The sequence below is a fragment of the Nguyenibacter sp. L1 genome (assembly GCF_035199985.1).
Lineage (GTDB): Bacteria > Pseudomonadota > Alphaproteobacteria > Acetobacterales > Acetobacteraceae > Gluconacetobacter > Gluconacetobacter vanlangensis.
This window is the reverse complement of sequence record NZ_CP127015.1, coordinates 1,485,506-1,497,304: the sequence shown is the minus strand read 5'-3', so window position 1 is coordinate 1,497,304 and position 11,799 is coordinate 1,485,506. Positions and strand designations below refer to the sequence as shown.

Sequence of the window (11,799 nt, the reverse complement as noted above, 5' to 3'; positions counted from 1 at the left end):
CCGCTTTAATCGCGCGGTTGACCGCCGCCCAAACGCCGTCGCCCCCTCCATCCTCACCACCGCAGCCCCCGACCCGACAGCCTGCTGAAGCTTTCCGCCAAGGTGAAGGGACGTTCTTTTCAGCGCCAGGCTGATCGGCTAGAGCATCATCCGATCAGATGGAATCATCTGATCGGATAAAGATGCTCGCCAAAACAATGATCTAGAGCCGTATCCGTGAACCAGTGTGAACGGATACGACTCTAGGGACGGATCATGGTGAACAAAAATCAGAAAACGAGCGTGAAACGGGGCAAGGCGTGGCTTCAGGCAAACCCGACCGACCCGTCTTTTTCTCCCGAGACGTCACCGTTCTTCCATCTTTCGCGTCTGGTGGGGCTGTACCACCTGCGAATGGACGCGCATCTGAAGCCGATCGGCATGGATGTGCCGCGTTGGCGAGTCATCAATATCCTCCATGAACACGAATGCGCGACGATCAGCAAGATCGCCGATCTCGCTGTGATTCGCGTTTCGACCATGACGAAGCTCGTCTATCGCATGGAGCGCGAAGGGTTGGTGGTCACGTCGATCGCTCCGCATGACGGACGCGTCACCGAAGTCCGTCTCACCGAGAAGGGGCGCAACTCGCTCGATCAGGTACGCGCGAAGGCCGGATTGATCTTCGAGCGGGCGTTTCACGACATCGATGACGCCGACCTTCAAGCCCTGATGACGCTTACCCGGCGGATCTACGACAACATATATTAAAAATATGTAATATGTAATAATCAGTGGAAATGTCCAACATTCCGATCTAGCATCAAGTGATGCCGCTGTCGGTGCCGATGGCCGACGCGTTGGAGGGGGGCATGATTGTTTCCATAGAGGCGCTCCGTCTGGCTGCGCGGCGCATATTGCCGCGATGGCTGTTCGATTACGTCGATGGCGGGGCTTATTCCGAAACGACGATGCGCCGGAACCTTGCTGCGCTCGTCGAGCGATATTTCGTGCCGCAGGTCTTGCGGGGCATCTCGCGTCCCAATGCGCGCACGACGCTTTTCGGACATCAGCAGGACGTCCCGGTGATGCTGGCGCCGGTCGGCATGGCGGGCATGCTCTCGCCCCAGGGAGAAATCAAGGCGGCACGCGCGGCCGCGCGACAAGGCGTCACGGCGTGTCTTTCCCACTTTTCGATCGTGTCCGTGGAAGATGTGGCCCGGGTCGTGGATCCCGTTTCCCTGGCGTTTCAGCTCTATATCTTTCGCGATCGCGACCTGACGCGTGACATGGTTTCGCGCGCGTGGGCGTGCGGTATCCGCACGCTCGTCGTGACGGTGGATACTCCGGTCACGCCCATGCGCGCGCGTGATGCCCGCAACGGGTTTCGCAACCTCTCCCGCCTCTCGGCACGCCATGTCGGCCATATGGCGCTGCGCCCGGCCTGGAGTTGGGCGGCTGCCCGCCGAGGCGGCCGAACGATGGGCAATCTCGATCGGTATGGAATGGGCACCAATCTGTTCGCGCAGGCCGCCACCATCGCGCGTGAACTCGACCCCGATATCGGTTGGCACGATCTGGCATGGCTGCGCGATGTCTGGAAGGGGAAGCTTGTCGTGAAGGGCGTCATGCTTCCCGAGGACACCGTTGAATGTGTGCGGATCGGAGCAGAGGGAATCGTCATTTCCAATCACGGCGGCCGTCAGCTCGATGGCGCCGTTGCCGGGTTTGACGTGCTGGAGGAAAATGTCAGAGCCGCTGGCGGCCGCGCGCAAATGGTGGTCGATGGCGGCTTTCGCTACGGCAGTGATGTGGTCAAGGCGCTCGCCCTGGGTGCGTCCGGCGTCATGCTTGGCCGCCCATACGCGTACGGTTTGGCTACCGACGGGGAGCAGGGCGTGGTCGACGTCTTGGAGTATTTCCGGCAAGGCATTCACTCGACCATGACATTGCTTGGCCTGGGTGATCTTTCCGTTGTTAAGGACATTCGGATGACATCTTTCGATAAATAAATATGAATCGAAACCAATTCTCTGGTAAAAACGCGGATTCATGTATCAATTTTCTGTTGATACTACAGTTATTTCTATTCTATATTTGTGTTTTTCTGTAATTTCTTGCCGATTAACAGAGATCAGGGTGCGGCGTCGCGGGCATCAAAATGAATCGAAATCACAACAAAAAACTAGACATATCAGTGGAATCTTCTAATAATATTTTAGTCGCCGAATCGAAATGAAATGCGCCCCGTCTGCACGCCGTGCGGTCGGGAGTGCCATGAGCATATCGAGGCGGCTGGCGGGCCGTTACGGTCCCACATCCAGATTCTGCGCCTCGGCTCAATATTGCCTCTGGGCGGTATTATAATGAAGGAATAACGACATGCGTCGTATTGCATCGGGATTTTCGGTAGGGTGTGCTGATGGTCGCGCACGGCGCGTGTTGCGTACCATCATGTTGTGCGGGGGCACATCCCTCTTCGCTTTATCTGCCTTTATCCCGCAGGCCAGCGGGCAGACGATCCCGCCATCCGGCAAGCCCGCGGCAAAGAAAAGTCGGGTGGCCTCAAAGCAGCCCCAGGCGCCGCGCCTGGAGGAAGTGACCGTCACCGCGCGCAAAAGAGCAGAGCGGATCGAGCGCACACCGATCTCCATGACGTCGATCAGCGGAACCGAGCTTGCTGCGCGGGGCATCTCATCGATCGATAAAATCCAGAATCTTTCGCCCAATATCACATTCGGCAATGTTGCGTCGAATTCCGGCGTCGCCAACGCCGCGGCTGTCTTCATTCGCGGGATCGGGCAGACGGATTTTTCGTTTGGCGTGGATCCCGGCGTCGGTATGTATGTCGATGGCGTCTATGTGGGCAGCCCGGTTGGAGCGGTGCTCAATATGGTCGATATTTCGAATGTATCGATCCTGCGCGGTCCGCAAGGCACCTTGTTCGGACGCAACACGATCGGCGGTGCCGTATCCGTTTCGTCATTGACGCCGAACAGCACGCTGTCCGCGAAGGCCGACGTCAAATACGGGACGGGAAATCGCATCAATTCGCGGGTCTTCTTCAATGTACCGCTCTCCAGAACAGTGTTCGCGAACTTCTCGGTCGGGAGCTTCATGCAGGACGGCTACGTCCATGCGCCGTATCAGAAGAACCAGCGGGAACTGGGCAACCAGGATACGCTCGTATTCAAGGGGGCGTTGCGGTGGCACCCGATCGATAAGCTGAACGTCACACTTCGCGGGAACTGGGTCCGCGACCGCAGCAATGGCGCACCTTTCGTGACGACGGGGGTCAATCCCAGCAGCACGGGCAGCATGATCGCGCTCGCCAACCATATCGCGGGCGGCACGCTGACCAATTGTACCGCGCCTGGCTGTTTCAATTCCCGTTATTACAGCAAAAACACCAACTACGGAACGGGGCCGGATTATTCAAACCTGACCAGTTGGTCGACATCGGCCACGATCGACTATGACCTGTCGCAATATCTCGATCTCAAGTCCATTACCGCCTACAGCAAGAGCCTCGGAAAATTTGCTCAAGACCGTGACGCGTCTCCGCTTCCGGTGAATTATGTCGCCGATTTGTATCAGGAAAAGCAATTTTCCGAGGAGGTCCAGGCAACCGGGCGCGCGCTGAACAATCGCCTGCATTACGCCACCGGAATCTATTATTTCGATCAATCCGGATACGATATCGAGCCCAATCAATTTTATGTCCTGAGCCTCGTGAGTGGCGGCCAGTTCACGGACAAGAACTACGCCGGCTATGCCCAGGCGACCTATTCGATCACCAAAAAATTCAACATCACGGCGGGTGTGCGCTATACCGAGGACAATAAGAGCTTTCTGCCGAATCAGTATTATGTGAGCACGATCGGTGCGCCGATCCTGAGCATCCCGCCAGGCACGCGGATCGTGCCCTATGAACGATTCCACAACAATAACGCGCGCTGGACGCCGATGGTGAATCTGTCGTACCAGATCACGCCCGAGTTGATGGCGTATACGACCTTTTCGCAGGGCTTCAAGGGCGGTGGTTTCACGCAACGCCTCACGAATATCGCGCCGTCGCCGCCATCATTTCGGCCCGAAACTGTCAATTCCTTCGAGGGTGGCCTCAAATTCTATGGCCTGAACCATCGTCTTCGTCTCAGCGCCGCCGGATTTTTCACGTTCTATGATGACGTGCAGTTGCTCGTGGCGGACGCAACCCATATCGGTCCCTATTACACGAACGCGGGCAAGGCCCAGATTTCGGGCTTCGAGCTGGAAGGACAATACGCGCTGGGTGATGGCTGGACGGCACTTGGCTCGCTCGGGATGACAGACGCGCATTACACCCAGTTGAACAACACCGTTCAGGGCCTGACGCTGAACTCGATGTTCACCCTCGTGTCGAAATGGACGGCCAATCTCGGGATGGCCAAGCGCATCGATCTTGGCCGCTATGGAACAATGACGCCGAGAGCCGACGTGTCGTACAGGTCGCGCTATAATGCGGACCTCAACGCAATTCAGTATAATACTTTAATCCAGCCGAAGTACATATTGGTCAATCTAAGCACACGCTGGGCGAGCAGGAACGAACGTTATTATTTCCAGGTCGGATTGGATAATGCGACGAACGAAAAATTCATGGCGTGGGGCAGTTACTCGGCCAGCTTCGGCAATTACCTGAAATCATTTGACCGCGGTCGTCAGTGGTATTTCCAGGGCGGTGTTTCTTTCTGAGAGCGACGTGCGGCGGCCATGGCGCGGCCGTCACGAAGGTCGAACAGATTTTGGTGGAAATATCCACTAAATGCGACTAGCATGCCCGTGTTGCTGGGGGCTCTCGGGCATATCTGGCGGTGTGGTTGTGTTCGGTCCGTCTCTGTGCCGAACAGATCGTCAACGCGCGACGCATCCGGGATGGCGTTCTGGAGTGGAAATCTTGTGGTCATGCTAAGAAAAATCACCGCGAACGAAGATAAAATCGCATGCGGCCCCGACTTCGACATGTTTCTGCGCGACGTGCGTGCGCGGGCGTTGGAATTCCGGCGGGCGCGCCATATTCCCATTGATGTCATCGACGAATTCAAACGGTTCGGGGTGTATCGCGCCCTTGTGGCGCGTCGTTTCGGCGGCATGGAAGCGTCTGCGGCGGCGTTTCTTGAACTGATCGAGACCATCGGCCACGCGGATGCTTCGGCCGGCTGGGTGGCAAGCTTCGGCGTCTCCGCGACCTATCTTGCGGCGTTGCCGATCCCGACACTCGAGGAAATCTATCGCGAAGGCCCGAATGTGGTGTTCGCGGGGGCGATCTTCCCCCCGCAGAAGGCGGAGCAGGACAATGGCGACGTGCTGGTAAGCGGGCGTTGGCCATTCGCCAGCGGGTGCATGGGGGCGTCCCTGATCGGTGTCGGCATAGCGCTTTCGGAAGAAAGTGGAGGATTGCCGCGCACGGCGGTGATGCCGGCCGCCTCGGTGCGGATCGAGGAAACCTGGGATACGATCGGTCTCGGCGGGACCGGGAGTCACGATGTGGTGGTCGAGAACGTTCGCGTTCCGGCGTCATGGACGTTCATCCGGGGCGGCACGCCGACAATCGACAGGCCCATCTATCGCTATCCGTCCCTTGGCTTGGCCGCGCAGGTTCTGACGGCCGTGGGGCTGGGCTGCGCGCGCCGTGCGCTGGACGAAGCGACCGCCATGGCGGGCGGAAGGCGCTCGATCACGGGCGCGCCGGTGATGGCGGATCGCCCGCATGTCCAGGCCGAACTGGCAGAGGCGGAGGCGATGCTGTCCAGTGCCCGAAGCTTTTTCTATGCGGTGACGCATGAGGCATGGGACCTTCTTCTGGACGGGGGACAGGTGCCCGAATCACTGGCCAATCGCATTCGCCTCGCCGCCACGCACGCGGCGCAGGTTTCCGCGCAGGTCGCGCGCCACTGCTTCGCGCTGGGCGGGATCGCCGCCGTGCAGAGCGACCACATCCTTGGGCGCTGCATGCAGGATTGCGCCGTCGTGGCGCAACACGCCTTCATGGCAAAGGGTAATTACGAGGCCGCCGGTCGCATCATGCTCGGACGCGACGCGCGGCCCGGCTATCCCTAAGCGTAAAGCAGCGGATTATTGCGTCTCAAATCAGGGTGGAACAGCCTATGAATGATCTTCCAGATCCGAAAACGCTGCTCGGGGCCGATCGCGCCGACGGCTCGATCTACAGCGATCCGATGTTATACGACATGGAAATGGACCGCATTTTCATGCATAACTGGATATGGGTCGCGCATAGAAGCGAACTTCCCGAACCGGGCGATTTCATCACGACCTTCGTGGGGCCGCACCCCGTCATCGTCTCGCGCGACCGCAAGGGGGCCGTGCATGTGATGCTCAATCGCTGCCGCCACCGCGCGGCCACGGTCTGCGAACTCAAGAAGGGCAGGACGGCCAGCTTCGTCTGCCCCTATCACGGATGGGCCTATGGGCTGGATGGCGCGTTGCGCGGCGTTCCGCAGCAGGAGGGCTATACCGGGCAGCTCGACAAATCCGAATTTCCGCTCGTCTCATTAAGGGTCGAGGAATATAATGGTCTGATCTTCGCGACCTTCGATGCGGCCATCATGTCGCTCGACGCCTGGCTCGGCAAGGCCAAGCCGTGGATCGACCTGTTCATGAAGCAGGGCGCGGGATGGCCGGTCAAGACGATGGGGGAACATAAATTCACGTTCCCCGGCAACTGGAAGATCCAGCTCGAAAACACGACCGACGCCTATCATTTCCCAATCGTGCACAAATCCTTCCTCGACTCCGTCGATCAGGAAACGCAGGATATCCTGACCTTCGGCGGCGGAAAGGGCTTTGTGGAGGATCTGGGGCACGGCCACTCGGTCATGGTCATGATCCCCGATCTGGTCGATCTCGAAGACAATCTCGAAGCCCCCATCCCGGAACGATTCGCCGCACTCGCGGCGCAACTCGGGCAGGAATACCCGCCCGCGCAGGTGCGTCGCATCGTGCGCGCGGTCGGCGGTTCGGGATTCAATCTCAACCTGTTTCCGAATCTCGCCTGTTCCATGGCCTTTTTCCGCGTATTGCGGCCGCTAGGCGTCTCGCAGACAGAAATCCGCCATATCGCTATCGGCATGGATGGCGGCCCGGACATCGCGAACCAGGTGCGCCTGCGCCTGCATGAGCATTTCCAGGGGCCGATGGGTTTCGGCACCCCGGATGACGCGGAAGCCTGGGACCGCGTGCAGCGCGGCTCGCTGGCCGGGCGCGACATCGCCGTGCTTCTTAATCGCGGGATCGGACATGAGTCACGGCGCGAGGATGGAAATCTCTTCAGCGACGTCAGCGCGGAGACGGGCATGCGCGCGGCCTATCGGCAATGGCTCGTGGCGATGACCGGGGAGGCCGGGGCATGAGCATCACGCTCGATGAGGCGATCGCGCTCGTCACGCTGGAAGCGGACCTGCTTGATCACGGCCAGTTCATGGAATGGCTCGGGCTCTACACGGCGGACGGGCGTTATGTCGTGCCGATCGATCCGGATGTGGACGATTTCGAGAGCGTTCTGAACTACGCCTATGACGACGCGGAGATGCGCAGGAAGCGCGTCGAACGCCTGCTGGGCGGGCGCTCGATCTCCGCGGCTCCGCCGGCGCGCACAGTCAGGCTGCAAGCGCGCTATCGCATGCTGGAAAGCGATGACACGCACTGCACATTCCGCTGTGCGCAGCATCTGACCGAACTGCGGCAGGGGCGCGAGCGCGATTATGCCGCCAATGTGACTTATCGGCTGGTGCGGACGCCGGACGGGCTGAAGATCGACCTCAAGGTGATCCGCCTGCTCGGTTCGACGGAAGCACTCACTGCCGTGAGCTACATCCTGTGACGCGGGCGGCACTGGTCACCGGGGCGGCGAGGGGGCTGGGCGCCTCTATCGCCGAACGTCTCGTCGAGGCGGGATATCGCGTCGCGATCGGCGACGTGGACCTCGACGCGGCGCGGGCCCGGGCCGAACAGCTTGGCCACGGCGCGATTGCGGTGAAGCTCGATGTGGCATCGGAATCCTCCGTCGAGGCAGCGTTCGATGCGGTCGAGCAGGCGGTGGGACTGCCTTGGCTTTTGGTGAACAATGCCGCGATCATGAAGGCGCAGAAGGTTCTTGATATCGACATCGAAACCTTCGATGCCGTCATCTCCGTCAATCTGCGCGGGACGTTCCTGGCATGCCAGCGCTTCGCGCGCCGCCTGCGCGTACAGGACAAGGGCGGCCGGATCGTCAATATCGGGTCGCTGGCCGGAGAAAATGGCGGCACGGCGACGGGCGCGCATTATGCCGCCTCCAAGGGAGGCGTGCACACGCTGACGAAAGTCTTCGCGCGTGACCTCGCGCCGTTCGGCGTAACCGTGAACACCATCGCGCCGGGACCGCTGGACCTGCCGTCGATCGCGGAGACGATCGGCGCGGAAAATGTGCCTCGCGTGGTCGCGAACATTCCGACCGGCGCCCTGGGTGACCCGCGTACTGTGGCGCGCATGGTCGTGGAGTTGGCGCGCCCCGACGCGGCGTCCATCACAGGGGCCACCATCGACATCAATAGCGGGCTCTTCATGCGATGAACACCACCGGAATCACGGGTCCGATCGAGGTCCAGGTCGGCATGGTCGAGACATTGGGCCAGGTGCTGTGCTTCGACCTTCTGCCACTCGGGGGTGCGCTGCCACGCTGGCAGGCCGGCGCCCATATCGACCTGTTCCTCGGTGACGGTTTGGTTCGTCAATATTCGCTGTGTGGCGATCCCGCCGATGTCAGCCGCTATCGGCTCGCCGTGCTGCTCGAGGCGGAATCGCGCGGCGGCTCCCGCGCGGTGCATCGCCTCGTGACCCCCGGCACGCGCCTCAGGATCGCGCCACCGCGCAATCTTTTTCCCCTTTCCGCCGGCGCGCGCCATTCCGTCCTGATCGGGGGTGGGATCGGCATCACGCCGCTGATCGCCATGGCGTACGAACTCCATGATCGCGGAGAGACGTTCACGCTGCACTACGTCGCACGGGATACGGTTTTTGCGCCGGTGCTGGCCCAATCTCCCTTCGCGGATGCTGTGCGGATCCACGATCGTGGCAATGCCGCCACGCCACGGTTCGCGCCCGGCTCCGCGCTGGCCTCGGGCTACGATCCCAACGAGACGCACGTCTATGTGTGTGGGCCGATCGGTCTGATGGACGCGGTGGCCGATGCAGCCAATCAGGCGGGCTTTCCCCAGGCGAACGTGCATCGCGAGGCGTTTTCCGCTCTCCCCGTCGCGGGCGGTAGAAGTTTCGAGGTTCTGGCGGCGAAATCCGGCGTGCGCGTTCGGGTCGGCGCGGAGGAGGCGATCACCACAGCGCTGGCCCGCGGCGGGGTTCGGATAACGGTCAGTTGCGAGCAGGGGATCTGCGGCACCTGCGTCGTGAACCTCCTTGAAGGCGACGCCGATCATCGCGACGAGTACCTGACCGAGGACGAGCGCACCGACCAGATCGCGCTGTGCTGCTCCCGCGCGCATTCCCCGCTTCTGGTGATCGACGCGTGACGGCCGGCGCGCCCAGGATCTGCGTCGCGGGTGTCGGGGCGCTTGGCGGGTTGCTGGCCGCCATGCTGGCCCGCACGCAGCCGCATCTTTCGGTCGTCGCGCGCGGGGAAACGTTGCGGCGCATTCGCAGCGACGGCCTGGTGCTGCATGACGGCACGCAGACGCATGTCGTGCGCCCCCCGGCCGACATCCGCGCCCCCGACGCGGTGCAGGACATCATCATCCTGGCGGCAAAGGCGCATCAACTTCCCGCGTTGGCGGAGACGGTTGCGCACGCGGTGGATTCCCGCACGATCATCGTCCCCGTCGTGAACGGCGTGCCGTGGTGGCTGACGGCCGGCGACGGCAACCCGCTTGGTGTCGCGCGCAGCGTCGTGGATCCGCACGACGTGCTGGCGCGGACATTCCCGGCCCCGGGAGTGGTCGGGTGCGTGGCCTATGCTTTCGCGTCCTCCGATGCGCCAGGCGTCGTGCGCTCGCTCAGGCCGCCCCTTCTACTGCTGGGTGATCCTTCATGTGAACCCGCCTATCCGCCGCGTGTCCGGATCGTCGAGGAAATTTTCCGCGCGGCCGGGATTGGAATCCGCCTCTGCCCCGAGATCGCGCGCGAGGTCTGGAGCAAACTCGCGGCCAATCTCGCCACCAATCCCCTATCGGTCGTCTGCGAGGCCGACCTGACAACCCTGGCGGCAAGCGAGACGATGCGGGCGCTCATGGGCGACGTGCTGCGCGAGACCATTGCCGTGGGAGAGGCGTACGGCATCGCCCCGCTCAAGACCGTCGAAGAGCTTCTGGGGGTCATTATCGGCGCGGGCGGCCATACGACGTCGATGCTCCAGGATTATCGCGGAGGGCGTAGCTTGGAATTGCCTGCGATCGGCCATGCGGTCATGGCCCTGGCCGCGGCGCGGGGCGTTCCCACGCCGAACGCCGCCGCAATGGTCAGGATCGCGGATTTCAAATCCATCCAGCGCACATAGGACAACAACAGGAGAAACACATGTCTGTGGACGTCAGCGCAGAAGAGGCACGGCTTCGGATCCGCCTCGCCGAATGTTATCACCTCATCAATTACCATGGCTGGACGGAGATGATCTTCAATCATATCTCCGTTCGCCTGCCGGGTGAGCCGACGCGCTATCTGGTGAACGCATTCGGCTTGAATTATGACGAGATCACACCGGACAATCTTCTGACCGTCGACGCGGCTGGTCATTTGATCGGCGAAGCACCTCATAAACCCAATCCCGCGGGTTTCGCCCTGCACGGCGCCATTCACGCGGCGCGCAACGACATTCATTGCGTCATTCACACGCATACGAACGCGGTCTGCGCGGTTGCCATGAAGCGTGACGGCTTCAGCCACGACAATTTCTATGGTGCCCAGTTGTTCGGGCGCGTCGGATATCATGCGTTCGAAGGCATCACGCTGTATGACGAGGAGCGCCCGCGCATGCTGGCGAGCCTGGGCGACAAGCATGTCCTGGTGTTGCGCAACCACGGTATCGCGGTAGGCGAAAGCGACATCGCGCGAACGTTCTTCCTGCTCTGGATCGTCCAGCGCGCGGCAGAGATACAATGCCATGCGGGCATGGTGCCGGGGGCCGACGTCACGATTTCCGACGATATCAAACGCGCATGCTCGCGTGACGCAGCGACCCTGATCGCCAAATCCTCCGCCGCGGACAAGATGTTTGACGCGGCGGTCCGGAAGATGCGCAAGGAGCGCGGACCCTTGTGGGCCGGTGATCGGGCATGATTTCCGTCACCTCCGATGATTTCCGTCGTGCGATGGCCCATTTCGCGACCGGGGTCGCGGTGGTGACCACGACCGGCGCGGAGGGCGAGCAGGGGGCGACGATCAGTGCCTTGAGTTCCGTCTCGCTTGATCCCCTGACGCTTTTGATCTGCCTGAACCGGCGCAGTGCGACCTGTCGGTCGATCGAGAAGAGCCGGCGCTTCGGCATCAGTATCCTGGCCAGCCATCAGGAGGCGATCGCGCGGCGCTATGCGATGCCTGCCCAGGACAAAATCGTTGGCGAGGACGAAGTGCGCCATCCGGACGGGACGTTATTTATCCAAGAGGCACTGGTTCATATCGGTACGGAAGTGATCGAAACCTTGCGCGGGGGCACCCATGAGATCTTTCTGGCGCGGCCGGTGCATGTGACGATGAATCCCGACCCGGATGTGGGGCCGCTGCTCTATTTTCGCGGCGCCTTCGACTTGACGTCATCGTGACAAGTCCCGA

The 11,799-nt window shown here is 61.2% G+C and carries 11 protein-coding genes; all 11 read left to right on the top strand.

Going from position 1 to position 11,799, the window contains the following annotated elements:
* Positions 1–255 precede the first annotated feature (255 nt).
* The 11 genes from QN315_RS06800 (at position 256) to QN315_RS06750 (ending at position 11,789) form a co-directional block, all read left to right on the top strand.
* Complete coding sequence (locus QN315_RS06800; protein ID WP_176639272.1) at positions 256–750, top strand: MarR family winged helix-turn-helix transcriptional regulator; 495 nt, start codon at positions 256–258, stop codon at positions 748–750.
* 59 nt (positions 751–809) lie between these two features.
* Positions 810–1,991 (top strand): alpha-hydroxy acid oxidase, encoded by a 1,182-nt coding sequence (locus QN315_RS06795; RefSeq protein WP_323992376.1) that lies wholly within the window; start codon positions 810–812, stop codon positions 1,989–1,991.
* Between the two features lie 370 nt (positions 1,992–2,361).
* On the top strand, positions 2,362–4,716 hold the full coding sequence (locus QN315_RS06790; protein WP_323992374.1) for a TonB-dependent receptor: 2,355 nt from the start codon (positions 2,362–2,364) through the stop codon (positions 4,714–4,716).
* Between the two features lie 267 nt (positions 4,717–4,983).
* On the top strand, positions 4,984–6,081 hold the full coding sequence (locus QN315_RS06785; protein WP_408904621.1) for an acyl-CoA dehydrogenase family protein: 1,098 nt from the start codon (positions 4,984–4,986) through the stop codon (positions 6,079–6,081).
* Positions 6,082–6,128: 47 nt separating this feature from the next.
* Positions 6,129–7,394, top strand: a complete 1,266-nt coding sequence (locus QN315_RS06780; protein WP_323992371.1) for a Rieske 2Fe-2S domain-containing protein — start codon at positions 6,129–6,131, stop codon at positions 7,392–7,394.
* On the top strand, positions 7,391–7,864 hold the full coding sequence (locus QN315_RS06775) for an aromatic-ring-hydroxylating dioxygenase subunit beta (protein ID WP_323992368.1): 474 nt from the start codon (positions 7,391–7,393) through the stop codon (positions 7,862–7,864). The genes QN315_RS06780 and QN315_RS06775 overlap by 4 nt, the downstream gene beginning before the upstream one ends.
* Positions 7,861–8,595, top strand: a complete 735-nt coding sequence (locus QN315_RS06770) for an SDR family oxidoreductase (protein ID WP_323992365.1) — start codon at positions 7,861–7,863, stop codon at positions 8,593–8,595. The genes QN315_RS06775 and QN315_RS06770 overlap by 4 nt, the downstream gene beginning before the upstream one ends.
* The gene (locus tag QN315_RS06765) at positions 8,592–9,548 is read left to right on the top strand and encodes a PDR/VanB family oxidoreductase (protein WP_323992362.1); all 957 of its coding nucleotides are present in this window, start codon (positions 8,592–8,594) and stop codon (positions 9,546–9,548) included. The genes QN315_RS06770 and QN315_RS06765 overlap by 4 nt, the downstream gene beginning before the upstream one ends.
* Positions 9,545–10,528 carry a 2-dehydropantoate 2-reductase gene (locus QN315_RS06760; protein ID WP_323992359.1) on the top strand — a complete coding sequence of 328 codons (984 nt, stop codon included), beginning with the start codon at positions 9,545–9,547 and terminating at the stop codon, positions 10,526–10,528. The genes QN315_RS06765 and QN315_RS06760 overlap by 4 nt, the downstream gene beginning before the upstream one ends.
* Positions 10,414–11,307: a class II aldolase/adducin family protein gene (locus tag QN315_RS06755; protein ID WP_408904620.1), complete on the top strand. Its 894-nt coding sequence runs from the start codon at positions 10,414–10,416 to the stop codon at positions 11,305–11,307. The genes QN315_RS06760 and QN315_RS06755 overlap by 115 nt, the downstream gene beginning before the upstream one ends.
* Positions 11,304–11,789 carry a flavin reductase family protein gene (locus tag QN315_RS06750; protein ID WP_323992353.1) on the top strand — a complete coding sequence of 162 codons (486 nt, stop codon included), beginning with the start codon at positions 11,304–11,306 and terminating at the stop codon, positions 11,787–11,789. Before QN315_RS06755 ends, QN315_RS06750 begins: the two co-directional genes overlap by 4 nt.
* Positions 11,790–11,799: the final 10 nt, after the last annotated feature.

Excerpts from the sequence above, each read along its gene's own strand:
- QN315_RS06800 (WP_176639272.1), top strand. The coding sequence starts at position 256 with ATGGTGAACAAAAATCAGAAAACGAGCGTGAAACGGGGCAAGGCGTGG.
- QN315_RS06795 (WP_323992376.1), top strand. The coding sequence starts at position 810 with ATGCCGCTGTCGGTGCCGATGGCCGACGCGTTGGAGGGGGGCATGATT.
- QN315_RS06790 (WP_323992374.1), top strand. The coding sequence starts at position 2,362 with ATGCGTCGTATTGCATCGGGATTTTCGGTAGGGTGTGCTGATGGTCGC.
- QN315_RS06785 (WP_408904621.1), top strand. The coding sequence starts at position 4,984 with ATGTTTCTGCGCGACGTGCGTGCGCGGGCGTTGGAATTCCGGCGGGCG.
- QN315_RS06780 (WP_323992371.1), top strand. The coding sequence starts at position 6,129 with ATGAATGATCTTCCAGATCCGAAAACGCTGCTCGGGGCCGATCGCGCC.
- QN315_RS06775 (WP_323992368.1), top strand. The coding sequence starts at position 7,391 with ATGAGCATCACGCTCGATGAGGCGATCGCGCTCGTCACGCTGGAAGCG.
- QN315_RS06765 (WP_323992362.1), top strand. The coding sequence starts at position 8,592 with ATGAACACCACCGGAATCACGGGTCCGATCGAGGTCCAGGTCGGCATG.
- QN315_RS06750 (WP_323992353.1), top strand. The coding sequence starts at position 11,304 with ATGATTTCCGTCACCTCCGATGATTTCCGTCGTGCGATGGCCCATTTC.